The sequence below is a fragment of the Prevotella marseillensis genome, from assembly GCF_900625065.1.
Lineage (GTDB): Bacteria > Bacteroidota > Bacteroidia > Bacteroidales > Bacteroidaceae > Prevotella > Prevotella rara.
Window position 1 is genome coordinate 2,862,456 of record NZ_UYXY01000001.1, and the last position, 23,942, is coordinate 2,886,397.

Genomic DNA, 23,942 nt, shown 5'->3' on the forward strand with positions numbered 1-23,942 from the left:
TTATAATACAAAGTAAGTCTTTCGCAGACTTAAATTGGCATAGCATGCGCCACACGCCACCACTCACCCACATGTCATTGACGCCACGTCGCCCGGTGTGTACTTACGCCCGTCAAGCAGAAACCTTACGGCCCGGCGTCCTGCCGCATTCTACTTCTGCATCCACAGACTTATGCGGCGCATGGCCTCCTTGCAGTCTTCACGCTCACCGAAGGCTGTAAGCCTTACGAAGCCTTCGCCGCTCGGCCCGAAGCCTACGCCCGGCGTGCATACCACCTGCGCTCCATAGAGCATCTGCTCAAAGAACTTCCAGCTGTCAATGTTGCCCGGAGTCTTCACCCAGAGATACGGAGCGTTTACGCCGCCATACACCTTCAGTCCTAAAGATGTCAGCGTCTCGCGCATTATCTTGGCGTTGTCCATATAGTATTTTATAGTCTCCCTTACCTGCTCCTTGCCCTCGGGGGTATATATTGCCTCGGCTGCGCGCTGGCTTATATAGCTTGTGCCGTTAAACTTGGTGCACTGCCTGCGATACCACATCGGATTCAGCGGATAGCGCTCCTTGCCGTCTATGCTGGCAGCCGTAAGTTCCTTGGGCACAACCGTATAGCCGCATCTAACGCCGGTGAATCCTGCCGTCTTCGAGAAGCTTCTGAACTCTATCGCAACCTTGCGCGCCCCTTTTATCTCATAGATCGAATGGGGAATGTCGTCGTCCTGAATATAAGCCTCGTATGCAGCGTCATAGAATATCAGAGTGTCGTTTTTCAGCGCATAGTTCACCCACTTGCGCAGTTCTTCCTTCGTTATAACGGTTCCCGTAGGGTTGTTCGGATAACACAGGTATATTATGTCGACACGCTGGTCGGGTATCTGTGGCACAAAGTTGTTCTCTTCCGTGCATGGTATGTAGGTAACGTTGCTCCACTTGCCGTCAACAAGCGCACCAGCCCTGCCGCACATCACGTTTGAGTCGACATATACGGGATATACCGGATCGGTAACGCCGAAGTTGTTGTCCCAGCGCACCAGCTCGCCAATGTTGCCCGTGTCGCTCTTTGCACCGTCGTTGACGAACACCTCACTCGGGTCGATATGTATGCCGCGCGAAAGATAGTCGTTCTTCACGATAGCCTCACGCAGGAACATGTATCCCTGTTCAGGACCGTATCCGTGAAAGCCTTCCCTGGTGCTCATCTCTTCAACGGCCTTGTGCATGGCCTTGATAACAGCAGGACACAGCGGACGCGTAACGTCGCCGATGCCAAGGCTTATCACATTGGCCTTCTGATGCGACACCTTAAAGGCGTTCACCTTTTTCGCAATGTCGGCAAACAGATAGTTTTTTGTCAGTTTTAGATAATGTTCGTTTATTAATGCCATATTTATTTTTTTATTGATGTTTAAGTTATTTTCTTTTCTATGTTGCGTTTGTTCTTAATTCCGGCCTCTGCCTGTTTCTAAAAATTCCTGATACAATCTTTTGCCTTAAAAACTCACCTTATCTGATTTATGCTTATATCCGCAGACCTTATCAAGGAAGCAGTATCTCGCCGTCAAACACAAATTCGGCACCGCCAGTAAGATAAACATGATTGTCAGTTTCTTTCCATTCAATTTCGAGCGTGCCTCCGTCCATCACGACCTTACTGCTGCAGCCTGCCACTCCGAGCTTTGCCGCCGCAACAGCCGTGGCACATGCCCCGGTGCCGCATGCCATCGTTATGCCGCTTCCACGCTCCCACACCCTTGTACGCAGCGTGTCTTTCTCAACGAGATGGGCAAACTCTATATTACAGCGTGCAGGGAAAGCCTCGTGATGCTCCAGCAAGCGCCCGTAGGTCTCTACGTCGGCAAGGCCTTCAGCGTCAGTGAATATCACGAAATGCGGATTACCCATCGACACAAACATGCCTTTAAAGAGTTTTCCGCCGGCTTCAAGCATGCCTCCCGCCTCGGCGTCTGTCCTAGGCACAAACTGTCCGGCCACATCAAAGCGCGGCTCAAGCATATCTACGGTTACGCTGTCAACCTTCTGTCCGCAGACATGCAGGTTCAGAGTCTTTATTCCTGAAAGAGTTTCGAGGCGTATAGTACGACTCGACGTCATGCCTTTTTCATAAAGATACTTTCCAATGCACCTTGAGGCATTGCCGCACATCATTGCTTCAGAACCGTCGGCATTGAATATGCGCATGGAAAAATCGGCATCGGCAGACACAGGGCGCCCTATCAGCACCAGTCCGTCGCTGCCTATGCCCTTATGGCGCGAACTCCACTTTATGGCAGCCTCAACAGGAGAAGGAATATTATACAGCAACGTATTAACATAAATATAATCATTCCCGGCTCCGTGCATCTTCGTAAATCTAATCATTGTTGGTGTCATTATGATTATCTTTTCACGTTAATGTTTTCTTTTTGCATGATTTTCAATGCAAATTTACAACATCTTGTGAAACATTTTCCTATTTTTGTCGAATTATTACACAACTTTAAATTAAAAATTACATTTAACTCTCAAATACATCAATTTAATAATAGATTAAAACATATATAACCATATAAATTAACAATTATCACTCGAGCCGATATCCATATATAATAATTCAACAATTTTCATCACGGCGTCATTCTTACTACATTTTGTTCTATATAAAACTATTATACTTACAATTTATAACAATAAAACTTTATTTTGATTACATTTTAAAAGAAAAATTACATTCCAACAAACATAACGACATAATACATTTGCATTTACGCACATATTGACATAATTTTGCAGACATAAATTACAAAACGAAAAGATAAAACCATTATTAATTATCAAAAAGCAACTAATCATGAAGAAAATTGAAGCAATTATCCGCAAGACAAAATTTGAGGAAGTGAAGGAGGCTTTGCTTGCGGCAGACATTGAATGGTTTTCTTACTATGACGTAAGGGGCGAAGGAAAAACGCGCCAGGCACGTATCTATCGCGGCGTAATGTATGACACGAGCTGCATAGAACGCACTCTAATCAGCATAGTGGTAAGAGAAAAGAATGTCGAAAAGACGGTTGCAGCAATACAGAAGGCTGCATACACAGGAGAGATTGGCGACGGAAGGATATTCGTGATACCAATTGAAAATGCCATACGCATACGCACAGGCGAGCAGGGAGACATCGCCCTATATAATGCGGAGCAGGAGAAATAGCTGCTGCTTCTTCGGCAAAAGCCGTCTATGCCGTTAATGACAACAATATCTTCATCTAGACCAAAAGTGGTATTTTGTTACATATAATAAGACATTCCTGCCAACGACGGCATGACAGGAATGTTTATCAAGGTAAAGTTATTTGCATTTAAAGTTTTTAGGATTATGACAGATTTGACAATAGGATTAAATACGGTATGGATGCTCCTTGCCGCAATGCTCGTATTCTTCATGCAGCCTGGATTTGCCTTCTGCGAGGCAGGATTCACCAGGAGCAAGAACACAGTGAACATATTGTTCAAGAACTTTGTCGACTTCATGGTCGGCTCATTGCTGTTCTGGTTCGTCGGCTTTGGCTTCATGTTCGGCAGCGGTGGCGAAGGCTTCATCGGAGCGCCAAACTTCTGCGACCTTTCGTTCTACACTCACCCGGCCGGACTGCCCACCGAGGGCTTTCTTATGTTTCAGACGGTGTTCTGCGCAACATCAGCAACGATAGTGTCAGGAGCAATGGCAGAGCGCACGAAGTTCAGCATGTACGTTATTTATTCAATTCTAATCTCACTAATAATTTATCCGGTAGAAGGCCACTGGACATGGGGAGGAGGATGGCTCATGGACGGCAGCGGAGACTCCTTCATGATGCGTACTTTCGGACATACTTTCCACGACTTTGCCGGGTCTGCCGTAGTGCATTCCGTAGGAGGTGTATTGGCTTTCACAGGGGCATTCATCCTCGGACCGCGCATAGGAAAATACGACAAGAACAACAAAAGCAAGGCCATACCGGGACACAACCTTACGCTGGCAGCCCTCGGGGTGTTCATCCTGTGGTTCGGATGGTTCGGATTCAACCCCGGCTCGCAGCTTGCCGTAGCCACAGCGGCCGACCGCACGGCGGTATCTCACGTTTTTCTCACGACAAACCTTGCAGCCGTAGCCGGAGGCATAGCCACTATGTGCGTAAGCTGGATTAAATACGGCAAGCCTTCGTTCTCGCTTACGCTTAACGGCATACTGGCAGGACTTGTGGGCATAACAGCCGGATGCGACATTGTGTCGCCTGCAGGTGCAGTAGTCATAGGCCTTGTATGCGGAACCGTACTTGTATTTGCCATTGAATTTATAGACACCAGGCTCCACATAGACGACCCCGTGGGCGCAAGCTCCGTGCATGGCGTATGCGGCATATTGGGCACGCTGATGACAGGACTGCTAGCCGTTGACGGAGGACTGATGTACAGCGGAGACTTGAGTTTGCTTGGGGCCCAGTGCATGGGCATTATATGCATAGACGCCTGGGCTGCCGCCTCAGGTTGCCTGATGTTCTATGCAATAAAGAAGATTGCCGGACTGCGTGTAGACAAACGTGTAGAGGAAGAGGGCCTCGACATCTACGAGCACGGCGAATCGGCATATAACTGATAAAAAGATGAATGTTTTTCAGGATAAATGATGCGCAGGAATTATGATCTGTCCCGTTCAGAGGAATGGGATAATCATATATTCCTTACTAAAAGACCTGCTAACAGCCAGCCAACCTTGTTGACCACGAACAATAGAGTATTAGTGTATCATTATTATTTAACGATGCGACATCGGTTGCATAATATCTTTTGTTGACGAAAAGAGCCGCTGCGCACAGATGCGCACGGCTCTTTTTTTATAATTATAACCAAGAAGTAAGCATTATCCATCGGTTTAACCCTACATATAGCCTCAACTGCCAGCTTCCGCCACAGGCATGGCTGTCCACATGAAAAGAGCAGATGGTTGACGACATAAAAGAAGCGACAAATACCAACAGAATGCACAAATGCCACTGCCGGACAAAACTATATGCAGAGCAACGACAGATCAAGATTATGCGCTATTTGAGATGACTAAAGCAGACTGTCATGGACAATTTGGAGGCAGTAAAAACTTATGACAAAAATATTTTCCGTTCTAGAATCACAAAGTACAACAGATGTTAAATTTTACAGATAAAAAGCCTGCACCCATTAACATCTATTCACTATTAAACTCGTAAAATGATGTCTGAAGAAAGATTTTATGGGCAAAAAAGTGCATTTCTGAAGCAAAAGTGACCGCCTTACGATATGTAAAGCGGCCACTTTTGCACCATAAACGGCATAGTAATATATTTTAACTATTGCACTTGCATCATAGAGACGGCGTAAAGCACTGATAATAAGGCACATGACAAAATGTGCAATTTTTCGCGTTTTTTGCGCCGACTTACGGCTTTGCCGCCGGCATCGCCATTCTGGGAGCGTCAAACGGACGGAAATTATCAGTTTTCTTTACTTTTTCATCCTCATGTTGAGCTGATAGATAGCGGGCAGGAATATGAACATAGAGAATATGAGCGACAGCACCACACTCTTCTGATTGCCGCCGAAAAGCCCGTCGAGACTGCTCATCGAGGCTATATGCGGGAACAGCGTGCACAAGACGTACACCACGGTGTTGTTGACCCAATGGACGGCCACACCGGGCAGGATGCTCCCCGTGCGGTAATACATCCAGCCGAGCAACAGACCAATGAGGAAGGCATGGGGCATCTGGGCTGGATTTAGATGGATGACGGCAAACACGGCGGCTGATATCAATATGGCCACCCACGGACGCGAGAAGCAGCCGAGAAGCGACTTGAGGATGGCGCCGCGGAACACGGTCTCCTCAACAAACGGAACCAGCAGGCAGAGCACAAAATAGCCATACTGGCTGCTCATGAGCTGGCGGAATGTTTCTTCTGACGTGTTGGCCAGGTCAGGCATAAGGCTCTGAAGCCACACCGAAGGCAGCAGAGTGCCGAGCGAGGCTATGCCGCTCCAGAAGAATATGCCCCACTTGCCTGAACGCAGATAGGCAGGCGAGAGCACGGCCCACTTGCGCCAGACAAACAGCGCAAGCGTGAGGGCACTGTAAACAGCGCACGAAAGTATCTGCATGGGGGCGGTTATCAGCTCAAGCTTCTGACCGTTAAGCACGGCGAGCACGTCTGACGAGGAATGGCCGGCGGCGAGAAGCCACACGGCAAACACCGCCCACGACACGAAATACTGTATGCAGATGAATGCAAACAGATATAATAATGCTTTCTTCATTTCTTGAATTTATGTGATAAAACTATGTTTTAACAGGAAAAATATGTGCGAATGGGCGCATCGCACTTAGCAATCACACCCTTTCGAGTATCTTTTCGGCAGCTTCGCGGTCGAGCCACAGCTGGTCTACGAGCTTTTTGATTGAGCAGAACTTCTGCTCGTCGCGCAGGCGGTGATAGAACAGCACGTCTACCTGCCGGCCGTAGATATCTTCCTCAAAGTCGAAGATGTTAACCTCGAGCGTGGTTTCATGACCGTCAAAGGTTGGCCTTGTGCCGATGTTCATCATGCCGTTGAGCAGACCGTCGCAGCCCTCCACCCTTACTTTCACGGCATAAACGCCATGCTCGGGTATCAGCTTCTGCGCATCGTCCACCTCAATGTTGGCCGTAGGAAAACCCAGTTTGCGTCCCTCACGGTAGCCGCCCTTCACCTTACCTGAAAAGAAGTAAGGATAGCCAAGGCACATGGCAGCCATGTCGGCCTCGCCTCCGGAAAGGAATGTGCGTATAACCGAGGAGCTTACGTTGACGCCGTTGAGCACGAAAGCATTGCCGCGCACCACCTCGATGCCTATCTCGCGGCCGTAGCCCACATAGTCGTCAAAGCCTTCTGTGCGGCTGTGGCCGAAGCGGTTGTCGTAGCCCATGATGAGTTTTCTTACGTTCAGGCGGTCGCGCAGCACGTCGCGCATAAAGTCGTAGGCAGTCATGGCAGCCATTTCGCGGTCGAAGTGGAGCACTACGCAGTTGTCGGCACCAGTCTTTGACAGCAGTGCCAGCTTCTCGTCGAGCGTAGACAGCAGCTTGGGCTGAAATTCCATGTTGAGCACCTGGCGCGGATGTCGGTCGAAGGTTATCACCGTCGACTGCAGTTCAGAGCTGGCCGCCGCGCAGTCGGTTACAGACTTTATGAGATACCGGTGTCCGCGGTGAACGCCGTCGAAAAATCCGATGGTGGCCACGCAGGGCGCCATCTCAGCGCTGTCGGTATCTGTAAATATAGTTCTCATAAGCTACTTTACGGTTATTATTTCACACACGGTCGAGCCATTCGTCGCCCGTAAGGTTAAGGCTCATCATGCCCAGCTGGCTGGCAGCAGCACAGTTTACGGGCGAGTCATCGATAAACAACGTCTCGTAGGCCGCCATGCCCGAGTCCATGAGCACCTTGCCGAATATCTGCGGGTCGGGCTTCAGCATGTGCATGCGGTACGACAGATATGTTTTCTCAAAATAGTCGTCAACGTCCATGCCGTCATTCCTGAACATGCCGTCCAGGGCCTTCTGCCAGTGTATGGGGTTGGTGTTGCTCAGCAGCACCATGCGGTAGCGCCCCCTGAGGCTTGCCAGTTTCTCGAGCCGCTGGCGGGGTATGCCTGTCAGCAATGCGTTCCATGCCTCACAGATGTCTGCATCGTCAGCATTAAAGCCGGTGCAGATGCGTCTCACCTCGTTGCAGAACTCTTCAACGCCGGTGTTGCCCACCTCAAGGTCGTGAAACAGGTCTTCCTGACGGCACTCGTCAACGTACCTTACTATCTCGTGTGCTCCAATCTTGTCGAAAGCCTCGATGCAGCGATGCTTGTCAAGATTGACAAGCACGCCGCCGAAGTCGAATATTATGTTCTTTATTTCTTGCATCTCAGCCTCTTTATTCCGCGCCATATCTCACCTACCCACATTACTATGGATGTTGCGCCGATTATGGTTATCCATTCCATGGCCGACAGCGGTTCCGTGCGGAACATCTTGCCGCCGAAGGTTACGATGAGCCACTGGCCTGCAAGGATGAACAGCAGAACGAGCAGCAGACCGTTGTCGTGCTTGAAGTCGTGGAACGCCGAATGGTTAGAGCCGAACGACTTGGCGTTGAACAGATTCCAGAACTGCAGCATGACGAACGTAGTGAAGAATATCGAGAGTTCATGTATATGAAGGTCGGCACCGCTCGACAGACTGTGCAGGAGCAATGCGAACAGCACGGCAAAGAATGCCAGGCCGCAGAACACGATGCCCTTGGCCATGCCGCGTGTGATGATAAAGTCGGTGCGCTTGCGCGGTTTTTCCTTCATCACCTCCTCCGACGGCGGCAGAGATGCCAGAGCCAGTGCGGCAAAGGTGTCCATTATGATGTTCACCCACAATATCTGTGTAACGGTGAGCGGCATCTCTGTTCCTATCACTGAGCCGCAAAGCACGAGCAGCAGAGCCGTAACGTTTACTACGAGCTGGAAGAACAGGAAGCGCTGTATGTTGCGGTAGAGCGAGCGGCCCCACATAACGGCGTTGACAATGCTGCGGAACGAGTCGTCTATCAGCGTCATGTCGCTGGCCTCCTTGGCAACCGACGTTCCCGAACCGAGCGACAGGCCCACATGGGCGTGGTTGAGCGCAGGGGCATCGTTGGTTCCGTCGCCTGTAACGGCCACCACGGCGTCGTGTTTCTGCAGCAGGTTCACAAGGCGCTGCTTGTCGGTCGGCCTTGCACGGCTCATCACCTTCAGCTTCATCACACGGTTGAAAGCCTCATCGTCGCTCAAAGCAGCAAAGTCGGGACCTGTTATCTGAGCCTCGGCAGGCGTATCGGCATCCCAGATGCCTATCTGGCGGGCTATCTCGATAGCAGTGGCCGATGTGTCGCCGGTTACTATCTTAACGGTTATACCTGCGTCGATACATTCCTTCACGGCTGCGGGCACGTCGGGACGTATCGGGTCGCTTATGGCTGCCACGGCCTGGAACGTAAGGTGAGCGTCGGGCGTCAGCTTGGCAGTGTCGATGTCCTCGCCGTTGCCGAGCACCTTATATGCAAACGCCAGTGTACGCATGGCCTGGTTCTGATATCCCGTCAGGCGCTCGCGTATCTCATTGCGGCGCGCGTCGTCTATGTCGCAGAACTTGGCAACAATCTCGGGCGCACCCTTCACGAAGAGCACTCGCTCAGAGCCGCGTTTAACTATGGTTGCCATATACTTGCGTTCGGTAGAGAACGGCAGCTGATGCTCTATGTTGTCTGCCTGGCGCAATGCCTTATAGTCAGTCTTGTTCTTCTCGAGCCACAGCAGCAGGGCCACTTCTGTAGGGTTACCAATGCCCTTGCCGCCTTCTTCGTCGAGATGTGCGGTTGTGTTGTATGCTATGGCTTCGTTAAACAGAGCAGCGTCGTCGGCATACATTGCCATGTCGGCCACCTGCATCTTGTTTTGCGTCAGCGTACCCGTCTTGTCGGTGCATATCACCGTAACGGCACCCATTGTCTCGCAGGCATGCAGCTTGCGCACAAGGTTGTTGTTCTTGAGCATGCGGCGCATGTTGAGAGCCAAGCTGAGCGTAACGGCCATAGGCATGCCCTCGGGCACAGACATCACAATGAGCGTAACGGCCATCATGAAGTATTCGAGCACCACCTTCACCATGCCGAGATAGTTGTCCGAATGCCACAGGTTGTGCGGATCGGTCAGTATGTCGCGGCCGAGGAATATCACAAATGCTGCCACTGATATGCCCACACCAAACTTGCTTATCATCTTGGCAAGCTTGTCGAGCTGCATGTTCAGAGGAGTCTTAACCGAAGTCATCTCCGTACTTGAGCGTGCCACCTTGCCTATTTCAGTAGCATCGCCAACCTCAGAAACCTGATACACGCCGCGGCCGTTCATCACCATAGTGCTGCGCAGCACCTTCGACGAGGGATAAGTGGCCTCCTTGTCGTTCTTGTCGGGGTCGGCATGCTTTGTTATTATCGGCTCGCCGGTGAGCGAAGACTCGTCTATCTGCAGGTCGGTCGACTCGATAAGCGTTCCGTCGGCAGGTATCTCGTCGCCGACTTCTATTATAACAATGTCGCCCACGACAATGTCCTTGCGTGCCACCTGCACCACCTTGCCGTTGCGGCGCACCTTTACTGGCGACTCCTCGCCTAGAGCCGTAAGCACATTAAACTTCTTGGCCGCGTCCATCTCGAAGTAAAAGCCGATGGTGGTGGCAAGGATTATGGCAAGGATAATGCCGATAGACTCAATGTAGTTGTTCTCGATTACGGCAAGACCGAGCGAGATAACAGCTGCAAAAAGTAAGATTTTGATTATCGGATCCTTGTATTTTTCAAGATAAAGTTTCCACAAGGGTGTCCTCTCCGGGGGTGTAAGCACATTCTCGCCATGCGCCGAACGGCTCTTTTCCACTTCATTATCCGTCAGCCCGGGCTGATTGGTGAATAATGGGTTAAATTCGTTACTCATTTAAGACGTATAAATAATGAATTGATATTATAATCCGACTTGAACATCACAGACCCGTCAAGACCCGTAAGCCTCATTATGAGTCCGTTAATTTTACATTCTGCAAAGTTAACATAATTCGCTGAATTGTATCAACGAGATGCCCACAATCATGGTTTTTTAACGAATATTTTACCGCAAAACAACTTTTCTTCGTCATTTAAAGCATATTTTGCAAAAAATATTTGGTTATTTGAATAAATAGCTATACCTTTGCACACGAAAACTTAACACCACAAGGTTTAAGAGGGCTTTTAGCTCAGTTGGTTAGAGCAACAGACTCATAATCTGGAGGTCCCAGGTTCAAGCCCTGGATGGCCCACCGAAAACAGGAAAGCAAAATGCTTTCCTGTTTTTTGTTGTATATATCAGAATTTATACTATGCCTTTTTATAGCAACCTTCATCAATCGCAAATCCACGTTTAATTGCACAATCCTCAAATATTGCTAATGCTTCCTCTATGTTTTTTATTTTCCCATAATTTATTTTTCAGCTAAAATCATTATAAACATTGTCAAAGTTCTCTATCTTATATTTTCATAGTACACAGGGTTTTGGCCATAACTTCTTTATGATTTTCATCCATTTTTCTTTTCTCCACTCATCTAATGTTATTTCTGCATTCAGTCCGATTATGCTTTTATCCTTTTTCCTTATCCATTTCAGAGTCTTTTTACTTTCTTTTGTGTATAATGGAAGTAAAGCAGATGCGGCTATATATCTGACAGAGACATTTTTGTGTTCTAGATAGGGCAACAGCAAATCCATTTTATTTTTTTTCTTGAGAAAGTTTATACATTTCGTTATAATGTCATGAGTTTTATTACAAATTTTGTAATTGCCAGAAATAATAGCTTCTCCTTGTATGATAGCATTTTTCTCAAAAAGATTCAATGCTCCTTCTATAGTTCTTATATTTCTCATATTTATATGAGTTTATTGCATTTATATTTTCATTTATTTTATATTTTTGTGTTTCGACAAGACCATGTGTTTTTTATGCCAGATGAACTTTCATTATTTTATTTTTACATATATAACAGAATCAAGTTCTTTAGCGGTGTATGTCATTTTTCTGTCATACATTTGGTATTTAACGATTGTGTCCCAAGGATTATTATAGAATACGGAAGTTGATATTATGTAAAAACGCATTTTGCCGTCATAGCTCTGACTGAAGAAACGTTCTGTTATATTGCCTTGATGGTACGTCCGGTGAGAATGTGCATGGAGATAGAAGTCTTTTTGTTGCTTTATTTTTTCTTTTTCTTTGTCAAATGATTTTATGATTCTTATGTTTGTGCTGTCACCATGCACACCCATTGTGTCAGAGGATGTATAAAAACATATTATGTCACTGTCAGTGAAGTTTATTATTGTTATGTCATTGCCACTGAAATACGTTACGGCAGAATCATAATTTGGGTCATGGCTTATTGGTAAAAAGACAAACAAAACAAGAATCAATACTAATAACGGTCCGAATAATAAACCTAAAATGAGCTTTGCTATCCTATCCATATTTTATTCATGTTTTTATCTGACTTCAATAATTCCATCTGACAATTTAAGTTCCTTTGCTGTATATGTCAGTTTCTTGTCATACATCTGATATTTAACGATTGTGTCCCAAGGATTGTTAAAGAATACGGAATCTGTGATAAAATAAAAGCGTATCTTTCCGTCCGGGCTGTAACTGAAAACGCCTTCAATACTTTTTGCAGGATATGAAAATCGTCCGTTATCTTTTCTATTTATATAATGATCATTCAGTCCGATGATATTGCTCTTGTTTTCGTCATATCCTTTGTAAAATTTAGAATTCAAACTGTCACAATAAGCCCCTAAAGAATCATAATACGAGTCGTATGTCACGTAATTTTTATCCGTGTAATTTATAACTCGTATGCTATATACGTAATCCATATAGCAACTATTTAATAAAAATAATGCAACAAGAGTATAAAGTGCTTTTTTTGTGATTTTAATCATGTCAACATAAATTTAATTATATTCTATACAATTTCAGGTCTCCATTTATCAAGTATATTTGTGTTTTAATGAAGAAATATTATTTATGTACACACTTATAATCCGATTTTTGTTACTATTCGTTTTGCCATAATCCTGTCTTTGTTGTTAATCTAATTCCCGTATTGCAAATTTGTCTGTTTTAATTTTGCATATAATACTATGGTATGGAAACACCCATCCGAGATTGTAGTGTCTGTATTTACCAGTCAGTTCACCGATACGTATATGTTCTTTATTAATCTGCCATACATACCAGTTATATGATTTCGTCATTTTGCTAAAATCTCCTTCACTGAACAGCCTGAACATTATCTTATCCGGCTCGCCGAGATTTTTGCTTTTACCGACTTTGTACCATACATTATCCAGAATACCTAATTTAAGTATTGTATGGGCACAAAAATGTATATCGTCTTTCACGATTTCCTCAATATCCGGCTCGTAATCCATAGGATAATGTTTTTTGAATACTCGTATCACCGAGCTGTTCAGTTGTGTCATGTCATTTGCCACATATTGAAAAAAACATTTATACTTGTTGTCTATCTCCACACAAAAGACATATCCGATTTTTGTTACTATTCGTTTTGCCATAATTCTTTATTTGCTGGTGTTCGATAAGATTTTTGAGAATAAATAATAATGTAAACTTAGCGGGCAAAAAAGTTGTAAACCATTTCTGGTATGTTCATATAAATCTAATCTTTTCGCCCGGAATTTTGGCATTTACTCGTATACATTGTGGAAATATATACCTTTAATTCCATAGTCTTGCATTTTTCTCATGGTTTTGAGTCCAATGATTACTAATTGTGTTTTCATTTGAAATGAACCGAATCTATGATTAGTGCGAAGGATGAAATCATCTGTTTGTAGAATGAAGTCGGGGCTTTTATAAAAAGGTCTTGAACAAATAATCTCATCATAAGAACCGCAGCACTCTCTCTTGTTCATAAATTTAACTTTGCTGCGTACGTCATCCACTTTAAATATTCCCTCAGGCATAAAATAATAAAATCCCGGTGATGCCGTTATTTGTATGAAAGTCAAATCAGGATAATTGTTTTCTTCGCAAAATCTTTTGAAGGTTTCTGTCACTATACAAAAAAGATCATAGGTATAAAATAAATCCCCTTTTTTCTTTCTTATTTTATAAGACATATTTATCACGTCTTCTAACCTGTTGTCTTACCCTGAAAAAAGTTGACTCATAAATAAAATAATTATGAGGAAAAATAAATCACAAAAGGGTCAATATCTTCAAAAAGTGATAGATCTTCGCTCTTCAGGTGTAAGTTTTTTGGGAATATCAAAAATAATTCCCGTATCAGAGGCTACAGTTCGCCGCTGGTGTGCTAAATTTGCACCTGAATTGTATTATGTCGATTTTATGACAAAGAAAAAGACACTAAGAGAGAAGCATGTTCGTGACTCAGTCAGCCTCCCGTCAGACATAGAGGCCCTTCAGGCCGAGATACTCCGTCTTAAGTCCGAACTGACCAAGGCCGAGATAAAGGCCGAGGCTTATGACGAGATGATAAATGTGGCCGAATCCGAGTTAGGCATCAGCATAAGAAAAAAATCTGGCGCCAAACAGTAACATTCCTGCACACGAAGAACCCTGTCCGATACAGGGTGAGACATCTTTGTGCGCTGTTTGGCGTAAGCAAGCAGGCCTATTACAAGTATGATGAGTCAAAGTCAATGATGAGGGCCGCCCGTGATGCCTTTGTGATTGAGTATGTCCGCAAGGTGCGCCGTATAGACCCCGGAATAGGCGCATTGAAGCTCTGGCACATGTACCGGCGTGATTTCAGCGGCAACAGTCCCGTCGGCCGTGACCGTTTTATAGAAATAATGTCATGTAACGGCATGATTCTCCGTAAAAGGTTGCGCCGTCCACGTACCACTGACTCAAGGCACGGTCTTCCGACATATCCCAATCTTATAAAGGAAATGTTGCCCCTCAGACCTAACCAGCTATGGGTCAGTGACATAACGTACATAATTATTTGGACAGACGACATACACTACCGTTTCTGCTACCTTTCAATTGTACTTGATGCATATACAGAAGAGATTGTAGGATACTGTGTCGGTCCGACGCTTGAGACGGCTTATCCCATTGAAGCACTGTGCATGGCTTTGGGAAGGCTGAAGGGCATGGACGGCATCAGCCTTATACATCATTCAGACCGCGGCGTACAATACGCAAGTTCCGAATATGTCAGGCTGCTTAATAAAAATGGTATAAGTATCAGTATGACGGAGACCGGGGATCCGAAGGACAATGCACAGGCAGAGCGTATTAATGGTACCATAAAGAACGAACTCCTTAAGGGTATGAGGTTCACCGACATCGGCCAGGTCAGGGAAGCCGTGGCAACGGCCGTGGACTTCTACAACAACGAAAGGCCGCACATGAGCATCAACATGATGACACCGGCACAGGCTGCTTCATGTCAGGGTGAGATATCTAAGCGTTGGAGCAGTTTTAGGACAAAGGCCATAAAAAACAGACAGGAATGCTCCGATATTGGAGAAGATGGACTATCTTTGCCTTCTGTTCATGGTGTCCTTTCCGGGCTACGCCCTCCAAGGACACCATGAACAGGGATTCTGTCCCGGTAAAAGTCAACTTTAATCAGTAATTAAAAGTAGAGTCAACCAATAACAGTTATAAGTTTAACCAGAGTCAACTTTAATCAGGGAATGGCTTGTTAGAAGTCAACCAATTTTAGGAAAGGACACAATCTTACAAACCATAAAAAAGTTTTTAAAGAAACTCATCACTCGTCACATCTGCATATAATAATTTGACATTCAATGCATTACGATGTGACGAGTTGACTTTCCAACTCGTCACACTATCGGCTGTCTCCATGTTATGTGATGAGTTTGGCCGGCAACTCATCACACTATAACACGCTGAGCGACAATAGGTTAAGCTGCAATGTGACGAGTGATGAGTTCCTTTTAAAAATATATTCGCCCGTATCATCAACATAGAAACATAAACATTACAACAAGAATGTGCAGCAGACGTTATAAATGCCATTATATTAAAATCTGTATAAAACAAAACGCTGACATACAAAAGCATACCTTTTACACCGCAAAACATGGCCTTTCAGCATGCAAAAGGGCACGTTTTAGAGATATGAAGATATCCAATAAATAAAAGTATAATACTTGATATCAACAATATACCCCCTATTATTCCACACATTTTAACCACGCTAAACAACTGTTTGAACAACTTGAATCAATTTATCTTAAAAAGATTTAGAGGAATGGCGGCTTAATGATAAATTGGCTAATTTTGCAACATCGGCTAATAGCCGGGAAACGATGTGAGGAGGCGAACGACAGGGAACGGAATGAAAGAAATTTATTTTTGATGTGACATATGAAAAGGATTTTATTTATAATAACCGCGGCAATAATTCTTGTGGCATGCGCCACGACGGACAGGCAACAGAATGACAGGAAGAAACAGGAGAAGGCTGAGATGATAAGCAGGGCGGTGTGCAACCGCGACTTCAAGATAAACGTGCAGACGGCTCACCCAACGAGAGGCATGTCGGTGCAGCTGACGGCAGACTTCGACCTGAGGATTAAAGGCGACAGCGTGGTGTCGTATCTGCCCTACTTCGGCAGAGCTTACAACGTGCCTTACGGCGGCGGAAAGGGGCTCAACTTCAGCGGCGTGACAGAGAACTTCAAGATAACGCAGCCTAAACGCGACAGAAAGCACGTGGAGTTCAGCGTAAAGAACGATGAGGATACATATAAATTCCACATTGATATTTTTGACAACGGCAGTGCGTCGATAAACGTCATGCCGCAGCAACGCGAGATGATATCGTTCAATGGCGAGATTGAACTGCACGAATGACGCCACAACGGCGACCTTGAAAGAAACCATTTTTGGGGATAGGCGCATGGACTAAAATGTAAACATTTCGGACGTCAGCCGAACAATTAACGCTCTCAGAGCAGCGATGCTATTCACAAATACGGGATTTTACATGAAAAACGCCCAAAATAGGGCGTTTATGTTAAGTTGTTATCATTCAACACATTACGCACGCTGAGCAACAAAACAGCAAGAGTTAAAAAATATTACTCGCCCACTTACGGTGCGAAAGTGGGCCTTTTACGAAGTGAAAGCAGGCCGTTTTCTACTCAAAAGTCATAGATTAAGGCACAAAAAACGCATGTTTTGGCTCGCTTAAAACAGCTAAAAGCAAACGTATGTTAATTAAGAAGACATACAAGCGCATTAAATTTAACATCCGTTACACATCAGATTTCTAGATTGAAAAATTATTTTGTCCTAATTTTTTACTACTAGCCAAACTATATGTCAAGGAGCCTTACAGTCAAGAAACAGCATCCTTAATGCGAAGCAAAAAATACGTTTGATTTTTCTGTCGTAAAACCTAAAACGGCTATACCTATTGTATTAATTCAGCAAAGATCAGAAAATTAAGATGCATATATAAAAGCTGCAAATCATAATTGGCTTGCACATCGCTTTATTTCTCTATCTTTGATATTTATAAATAAAAAAGGAACGCGCGACAACGGCGCGTTCCTTTTTTAAAGAAAGAGAGTGTTTATTTCTTGGTTACGTTAAGTTTGGCAACCTTACTGCCGGCCTTAACCAGATATATACCTTCGGGGCGGCTGTTAATATCGATACATACAGCATCGGCAGAACGGGCTGTAGCCGTAGCCACTACATGTCCGGCTGAATCATAGACAAATACAGGCATGCCTGCCTCAAGTCCGTAGACATAAATGCTGCTGCCGTCTGCTGTGATGCGTATGCCGTCGTTTCCGTCAACGGTCTCTATGCCGCTGGTGAACACGCGCACGATGTTAGAGCCAACCTCGCCATAGCCAGAGTAAACAGCCTTAACCTGATATTCGTTGTATTCTGTAGTCTTGGCCGTGTTGTCGAGATAAGAAGTCTCGGCTATCAGAGCTGCAGTGAGTCTGCCTCCGTTGCAGTAGACATTGTATCCCTCGAAGCCGAAGAGTGGCGACGTAGACTCGCTGACAGCCTGGGTGCGCAGTCTGACATCGGCAGACGGAGCCTTTCGTGATGCGACGTTGAACGCGCCGAAGGCCGGAGCCTGAGCGGCCGAACTGAAGTCGGCATAAGGACGCAGCACTATCGTTATGTTCCAGTTGCCGTCGATGTCGTTGTCGGTCAGCGTCTCCCATGTAGTTCCGTCAGAAGAGTAAAGGTCGCCCTTGCCGACAACGGCAGGTCCCTCATCGTATCCGAGCGGTACAGATATCTCATTGTGCTCAACATAGAGTACCACTCTGAGCGTACGGTCAGGATTAATCTGCAGCGGAGTATTCAGCTTGATGTTGTTGAAACTATACTGGCGCAGATTAGTGACATACTGCTGGCGCACAAGGTCGGTACCCTCATAAACGAGCAAGAACATCTGGTCGGGAACGTTATTTACATAAACCTCAACCTCTGAAAGCGACAGATGGCCGTAAGACTGCAAATCGTCTGATGTCCACTGTACGCCGGCGAAATATCCACCGCCGCTGGGCAGACCGGCAGCATCGTGTGCCGTACCGCTGTGCCATCTGAGGTTGATGCCGTCGCCTATAGCCGGAGCACTCCAGTAGAGCTGCACTCCATCAGAAGTCTTCTCGGCAGAAAGCATGCCCGGAGCCTGATAGTTGTTGCTATAGTCTACAACTGCCGTAACAGGCTCTGACAGCTCGCTCAGACCGGAAGTAACGTAGATAGCGCTCACCTGATAGTTATATGTGCCAGGCAGCAGGTTATGATCAGTGTAGCTTACGGCTGTAACAGGCTCCTCGTTGAGTTTGACGCCGTCGCGGTAAACATAGTATCCGTGGATGAGAGCATGGTCTTCTGTATCAACAGAAACTGCGTCAACATACTGAGATGTCTTGTCGGCATCGCTTCGCAGGGCCACGTATGCTACAGATGCAGGCAGCATGAAGCTGAACTTCTGCCAGTTTTCAGTTGTCGTGACAGTTGACAGCTTCTGGAAGTCGGCCTCCGACGTAGAGCTGCCCGACGATGTATAGACAGATATAGAGCCTACGCCTTTGCTGTCGTTCTCATTGCGTGCCACAAACGAGAACAGATTCTCGGCATTATCAGCCTCGCCTACAGGAATTATCAGCAGCGAGCTGTTGCCGGCTGCAGCCTCAACAGACTTGTCGCCCTGATAAGCCGTTGCAGATGTCACGGTCCATGCATCATTGCTGTTTATCCAGCCTTCGCGTGCGAATACAGAACCATCCGTCTGTCCTTCAGCGCTCTCATACACAGCAGCGTCGAGGGTTGCGGGGTCAACGAACGAGAGGTTAACGTTGTAGCCACACTCAGCCGGCACGGCCTTAATGTCAGAAGGAGGAACACAGTCGCCTGCGTCGACAATAGTAACAGTAGCTGCCTGAGACTTGTCAGACACAGAGCCGTCTATATAAACCGTCTGTACAGCATAGCTATATGTACCGGGGTCGGTTTCCTCGGTTGTATATGAGCGATATTTCAGCGGTTTGTCGTTCACCTTTACATCGTTGCGGTAAACGTTGTAGCCCTCAAGACCGAGTATTGTTCCCGGATCAAGGAAGATGAAGCGCGCGCTGGTTGGTCCCTGCAGTGCAAGTGCAAGAATGTTGAGTCCCTCCTTAGTAGTGATGAGCGACATGCCGCCAGCAGCCGTACCCGTCTCCGGACTGAGTTCGGGATAATCCTTAAGGTCGACAGAAGCCATCTTCTTGCCTGTGGTAAGGTCATACATCGACACTACATACGGATTTTCATAACCCTGCTCGAAGGCATAAAGCACGCCGTTATAATAAGCCGTTCCGGCCGCACCAGGATAAGACGGTCCTGTGCCAAGCTTGCTTCCTCGCTTATCGATGTAGATGGATGTCTCCCAGTCGCCAACCTCAAAGCCTCCGCGGCCGTTGTCGAGGTCAGGTATGTAAGCCAAATGGCGTGCTACTTCCGAGATAGAGATAGTGTCTGTAGCCACGCGCTTGTCCATGTCTATCTTATAAATCCAATTGCCGTTTGTAGAGGCATAAAAGTCCTCACCGTCGTATGCAAGGTTGAGTATTCCGTTGTCGACACCGTCTATCGAGAATCCTTCAACAAACTCGCCGTCAAGTGTATACTTGTTTACAGCCCCCTTGACGCTGTGCATTGTGGTGTAGATATACTCGCCGTCTGAAGCCACGCCCATCTCACCTGAGATGTAGCCCTTAAACTGGTTGATATACTCAAGACAGCCGTCGTTAGTGTTAACCTTGGTTGTCGTAAGGTCTATCGGGAACGACATGCCACCTTCTACAGGCAAATCCCAGCGCAGACGCACCGTGCGGTTGAGTTCAACGTCAGCGTTGATATTGCCTGGAGCAACAGGAGTGCCAAGGTCTAGTATCTCTGCCGTTACACCTGAGGTGAAGCCAGACACGCCGCCGTCGGCATAAACAGAGCGTACTTTGTAGACATGTTTGCCAGGCTCTGTCACCTCATCATGATAAGTAAGCTCACTTATAGGAGCCGTGGTTATCTGAGCGTCGTCGCGGAACACCTCATAGCCTACAGGTGCGTCTTCTGCATCGTCAGCCGGTGCAAAGTGAGCGGCAATGTTAACATTACCCGTGCCGCATCCTTCTCTTGAACAGGTTGACCATACAGAACCGTCGGTTGAAATAAGGTTACTCTTGCCCTCAACGGCCTTACCGGCATCAATACCGATAGGCATTACGCCGGCATCATGAGACACGAGGAACGAAACGATATACTCGTGGCCTCGCTCTATTGTTATAGGCTTGTTGAGCGAAACTGTGTTAAACTGTCCATACTTAATATCATCAGCATCAACGTTCTGCGAGTAAACCGACTTGCCGTCCTTATATATTCTGAGCGACAGGGCCTGGCACAACTCCTTGACATATACGTCAACCTTGTCGAGCTTCATGCCGCGATGCTCAATGAGGTCGTCGCCAGTCCACTTGGCTCCAATCCAGAAGATGCCGCCGTCGGCCAGACCTACGCCGGTGCTGCATGTGCCGTTGTCGTAGCGCATTGTGGTTTCGTTCTGACGGACGAGTCCGGGCTGTGTCCACGACAGAGCCACATTCTTGTTCTCAGAGATGCTTGCGCTCAGTGCAGTCGGTGCGAAATAAGGAGCACCCACGGTCATCTTGTAGACAACAGAGTCAGAATGGTTGGTCTCTACATCATTATAGATAGCCGTAACAGTGTATTTATATTCGCCACGTATAACGCCTTTGTCAACATAAGCAGTTTCTGCCAATGGTTTCTCGTTAAGGCGCACGCCATCGCGATATACATTGTATCCCGAAGGAGTAGCCTCTGCCTCGCCGCTCTTCCATGCCAGATTGACGTCAATGCCGTTCTCGCTTGATGCCGTAAGCTCTACAGGGCGCGGTGTGACGCAAGGGCCGACAGCCGTATAGCTGACATCTATCTTTCCAGCATTAACGTCTGGCAGAGTGAATATATTGAGATCAGCAGAATAATCCTTACCCACAACACCCTTTATGGCATTATAAGTAATCTTAACTTCCTGCTTCTCGCCGGCCTTCAGCACTCCAGCCTTTGGCGAATAAGAGAGCCAGTCGCCTGCATCACACAGCTTGTACACATAAATTCGGGCCGGTGACTGCTCCATTATGCCCACCAACGACAATGTTCCGTCAAACAGACTGGTTGTTGTCTCTATTCCGGCACCATATATCATCGGCGTGTACTGATAATCAGGCGTGTCAGAAACCTCGTGCTTAACATCAGTAAGCCTGCGTGTATTAAGGTTATACTGGCGCAGCACGATGCGGTCAACGCCCTGATAAGACATCTCCTCATGTGAGAGCCACAGATAAGGACCGCCGGGAGTTGTATTGTCGTAAGCAGAACCGTACACGTCAAGACTCTCTTCGTCAGAAATGTTGCGCATGGCCGAAGTTATCTTGCCTTCACGGTTAATGCGGCATATAGTGTTAGAACCGCCTGCCCAGAACTCATCGCTCCTTGGGTCGTAGGCAATGTGGGTGATGTTTATCTTAGGATCGTCAACAATGGTTATAGTCTTGACAAGCCGTTTGTTGCGCAGGTCGAGCTGATAGATGGCATTAGTGTCATCGCTTCCGTAGAAATAAGTTCCGTCGAACGCCATATCGTCCACCTTATAATACATGCCCTCAACATCGAACTCTTCGATGAATCTTCCGTTGCGGTCGTACTTATAGAACTTGCCAATGTTGTACCATGAAGATGTGTAGAAGTATTCTCCGTCGAAAACGATGGCCGACTGCAAATCGCCCGATGCGCCGAAGCTCTGCTGCAGCTGGAAACGGCCAGATATGTCTCCAGAACCTATCTCATGGTCAGCCAGCATACGCCACATAACCTCACCGTCGCCCGTATTTTCAAGCGTCACGGTCTTTTCAACTTTATCTTCAACATTAAGGTCTTCATGCAGCTCAGTCTCACAGACAGAAAGAACCGGAGTAGTTACATTTACGACCTCGTCGTTAGCTGAAGAGTTCTCAACGATCCATTTACCCTTATATAGGTTATGGCCTTCCTCGTCAATGATAATGGTATATGTGTCAGCCTCAATCTTCTCAAAGCTAATCTTGTTGCCGTCAGCACCAGCCTTAGCATTATATCTGCCTCCGCCGTCACCTTCGAGCGAGACGCTGCACCCGGCAAATGGAGTTCCGCCTGCGAGAACTGTCAGGCTGGCTGAAGTCCATTCAGGATTCCATACCTTTATGTCGTCAACATACCAATAGTCGATATAGAAAGCCTCCTCACCATGGGCACGGAAACGTACCTGGAAAAGATTCCCCGTAAGATACGGGCTGAGATCTATCAGCTCCTGGCGCCATGAATATGTACCCTCGTCGCTCAGATAATACTTGCAGCGTGTCCAGTTCTTGCCGTCGCACGACACTTCTACAGAGAGTGTGTCGCCCGTGGTGCTGTTATAGTTGAGCATACGAAGGTCGAAACGCAGCCATGTGTTCTTGACATCTGTTGTATTGAGCTGTCTCGATATGAGCGACTGTGAATAGTTCTTCAAAGAAGAATACTGATATGCAGCACAAGGATCAACAAGACCATAGGTATAATAATCTACACTCCACTTACTTGGATTACCGGCATCATCAGCAGGTGTCGACCACTTGTCGGCATCAAGCACCCACGAACTGAAGTCGTCTTCGAAAGGAAGAAGCCTTATGTCGGGCACTTCCACATTGACAGGCTCTGACATTCCTGTCTCGGTGCCATCTTCATAAACAGCCGTAACGGTATAAGTGTAGTTGCCGTAGTCGGGCACCTCGTCAGAATATACCAGACTAACAATAGGTTCAGCATTTACCTTGACAGAATTTCTGTACAGGTTGAATCCAACGAGCGGATTGCTTGCAGCAGCCTTAAGCGGGCGCACGTTGTTAGTGCCGACAAAAATGTCGTCGATAAATAACATGAAAGCATCATTCGACACACAGTTTATCGTAACATATTTTGCGTCCTTAGGTATCTTATAGCTCATCAGTGTCCATGTGGTAGGCACCTCTACATAGTCGCCATCTGAAACCCATATAAAGTCAGAAGCACGCTTGCCAGTGGTTGAATATCCCACACGGATGCGTTCAAGGCCATAAGTGTCTTTATAGCTCTTTGCCCTGAAGCTTATCTGGAAGTCTCTGTCAAAGTTCAGCTCAGGCGATATAATAAAGTCGTTGCTCTGACCCTGAACGGCAAAGTCAACCAGCATCTTCGTGCCAGAATATGGCTTAGCGTCAGGATTGTCGGCAACAGACGGAGTTGTCTTTGCCACATTCATAACGATGAATGCCATCTTGTTGCCCTGATTAGGAAACGATGTCGCAGCCCATGTATATGTCTGTTCATTGTCCATGTCAAGATACTCCCACCCTACACTGCCGGGAGAGTTGATGACAAAGTCAGGATGGCCTTCAAAGTCATCATAATATCCGTCGGTAGGCTCCGGACTGTTCCACTGCAAAGTAACAGTCTTGTCGTCTACTCCAACCATGTGCAGTCCGTCAGGAACGCCGTCGGCCGTTCCCTGCAACGACATCCGCGTAGGGGCAGCCCAATGCTGTGCTGCCGGAGGCGGAGCTATATGCTTTGGCTTTACTCTTAAGCTGTCGGCAGCTGAGACGCTCAGAGCCGCAGCTGAAGCCAATACTGAAAGAAAATATCCAATATATTTCATCTCAAAAC

The 23,942-nt window shown here is 46.6% G+C and carries 17 protein-coding genes and 1 tRNA gene; 6 read left to right on the plus strand and 12 right to left on the minus strand.

Going from position 1 to position 23,942, the window contains the following annotated elements; translation table 11 throughout:
• Positions 1 to 150: 150 nt before the first annotated feature.
• Together EJL04_RS11540 and dapF are read right to left on the minus strand one after the other, a co-directional pair.
• Complete coding sequence (locus tag EJL04_RS11540) at positions 151 to 1,386, minus strand: LL-diaminopimelate aminotransferase (protein ID WP_125105014.1); 1,236 nt, start codon at positions 1,384 to 1,386, stop codon at positions 151 to 153.
• Between the two features lie 151 nt (positions 1,387 to 1,537).
• A complete protein-coding gene (dapF, locus tag EJL04_RS11545; protein WP_241209990.1) occupies positions 1,538 to 2,380 on the minus strand; it encodes a diaminopimelate epimerase in 843 nt (280 codons plus the stop codon).
• Between the two features lie 469 nt (positions 2,381 to 2,849).
• Here dapF and EJL04_RS11550 point away from each other — a divergent pair, with 469 nt between their 5' ends.
• On the plus strand, positions 2,850 to 3,206 hold the full coding sequence (locus tag EJL04_RS11550; RefSeq protein ID WP_125105016.1) for a P-II family nitrogen regulator: 357 nt from the start codon (positions 2,850 to 2,852) through the stop codon (positions 3,204 to 3,206).
• A gap of 165 nt (positions 3,207 to 3,371) precedes the next feature.
• Positions 3,372 to 4,631 carry an ammonium transporter gene (locus EJL04_RS11555; RefSeq protein ID WP_125105017.1) on the plus strand — a complete coding sequence of 420 codons (1,260 nt, stop codon included), beginning with the start codon at positions 3,372 to 3,374 and terminating at the stop codon, positions 4,629 to 4,631.
• Between the two features lie 881 nt (positions 4,632 to 5,512).
• Here EJL04_RS11555 and EJL04_RS11560 read toward each other — a convergent pair.
• The 4 genes from EJL04_RS11560 to EJL04_RS11575 form a co-directional block, all read right to left on the minus strand.
• Complete coding sequence (locus EJL04_RS11560; protein ID WP_125105018.1) at positions 5,513 to 6,319, minus strand: CPBP family intramembrane glutamic endopeptidase; 807 nt, start codon at positions 6,317 to 6,319, stop codon at positions 5,513 to 5,515.
• 73 nt (positions 6,320 to 6,392) lie between these two features.
• Complete coding sequence (ribF, locus tag EJL04_RS11565) at positions 6,393 to 7,331, minus strand: riboflavin biosynthesis protein RibF (RefSeq protein ID WP_125105019.1); 939 nt, start codon at positions 7,329 to 7,331, stop codon at positions 6,393 to 6,395.
• A gap of 22 nt (positions 7,332 to 7,353) precedes the next feature.
• Positions 7,354 to 7,962, minus strand: a complete 609-nt coding sequence (locus EJL04_RS11570; protein ID WP_125105355.1) for an HAD family hydrolase — start codon at positions 7,960 to 7,962, stop codon at positions 7,354 to 7,356.
• Complete coding sequence (locus tag EJL04_RS11575; protein ID WP_125105020.1) at positions 7,950 to 10,562, minus strand: calcium-translocating P-type ATPase, PMCA-type; 2,613 nt, start codon at positions 10,560 to 10,562, stop codon at positions 7,950 to 7,952. Before EJL04_RS11575 ends, EJL04_RS11570 begins: the two co-directional genes overlap by 13 nt.
• 287 nt (positions 10,563 to 10,849) lie before the next feature.
• Between EJL04_RS11575 and EJL04_RS11580 the strand changes: the two genes are divergently transcribed.
• Positions 10,850 to 10,923 (plus strand) — tRNA-Ile (locus EJL04_RS11580).
• Between the two features lie 217 nt (positions 10,924 to 11,140).
• On the opposite strand, the gene EJL04_RS11585 is transcribed toward EJL04_RS11580, so the two are convergent.
• From EJL04_RS11585 to EJL04_RS11605, 5 genes are all read right to left on the minus strand, one after another.
• On the minus strand, positions 11,141 to 11,527 hold the full coding sequence (locus EJL04_RS11585; protein ID WP_125105021.1) for a DUF2019 domain-containing protein: 387 nt from the start codon (positions 11,525 to 11,527) through the stop codon (positions 11,141 to 11,143).
• A 93-nt stretch (positions 11,528 to 11,620) separates the two neighbouring features.
• Positions 11,621 to 12,124 (minus strand): hypothetical protein, encoded by a 504-nt coding sequence (locus EJL04_RS11590; protein WP_125105022.1) that lies wholly within the window; start codon positions 12,122 to 12,124, stop codon positions 11,621 to 11,623.
• A gap of 15 nt (positions 12,125 to 12,139) precedes the next feature.
• Positions 12,140 to 12,529: a hypothetical protein gene (locus EJL04_RS11595; RefSeq protein ID WP_125105023.1), complete on the minus strand. Its 390-nt coding sequence runs from the start codon at positions 12,527 to 12,529 to the stop codon at positions 12,140 to 12,142.
• 213 nt (positions 12,530 to 12,742) lie between these two features.
• Positions 12,743 to 13,231 carry an Imm26 family immunity protein gene (locus tag EJL04_RS11600; RefSeq protein WP_125105024.1) on the minus strand — a complete coding sequence of 163 codons (489 nt, stop codon included), beginning with the start codon at positions 13,229 to 13,231 and terminating at the stop codon, positions 12,743 to 12,745.
• A 132-nt stretch (positions 13,232 to 13,363) separates the two neighbouring features.
• Positions 13,364 to 13,798: a hypothetical protein gene (locus EJL04_RS11605; RefSeq protein ID WP_125105025.1), complete on the minus strand. Its 435-nt coding sequence runs from the start codon at positions 13,796 to 13,798 to the stop codon at positions 13,364 to 13,366.
• Between the two features lie 64 nt (positions 13,799 to 13,862).
• Here EJL04_RS11605 and EJL04_RS11610 point away from each other — a divergent pair, with 64 nt between their 5' ends.
• The 3 genes from EJL04_RS11610 (at position 13,863) to EJL04_RS11620 (ending at position 16,535) form a co-directional block, all read left to right on the plus strand.
• Positions 13,863 to 14,237: a transposase gene (locus EJL04_RS11610; RefSeq protein ID WP_125103787.1), complete on the plus strand. Its 375-nt coding sequence runs from the start codon at positions 13,863 to 13,865 to the stop codon at positions 14,235 to 14,237.
• Positions 14,238 to 14,272: 35 nt separating this feature from the next.
• Positions 14,273 to 15,247, plus strand: coding sequence for an IS3 family transposase (locus tag EJL04_RS11615; RefSeq protein ID WP_241209919.1), 975 nt, complete (start codon positions 14,273 to 14,275; stop codon positions 15,245 to 15,247).
• Between the two features lie 799 nt (positions 15,248 to 16,046).
• Positions 16,047 to 16,535 carry a DUF4251 domain-containing protein gene (locus EJL04_RS11620; RefSeq protein ID WP_125105026.1) on the plus strand — a complete coding sequence of 163 codons (489 nt, stop codon included), beginning with the start codon at positions 16,047 to 16,049 and terminating at the stop codon, positions 16,533 to 16,535.
• A 724-nt stretch (positions 16,536 to 17,259) separates the two neighbouring features.
• Here the strand turns inward: EJL04_RS11620 and EJL04_RS11625 are convergent.
• Positions 17,260 to 23,934 carry a rhamnogalacturonan endolyase family protein gene (locus EJL04_RS11625; RefSeq protein WP_125105027.1) on the minus strand — a complete coding sequence of 2,225 codons (6,675 nt, stop codon included), beginning with the start codon at positions 23,932 to 23,934 and terminating at the stop codon, positions 17,260 to 17,262.
• Positions 23,935 to 23,942 lie beyond the last annotated feature (8 nt).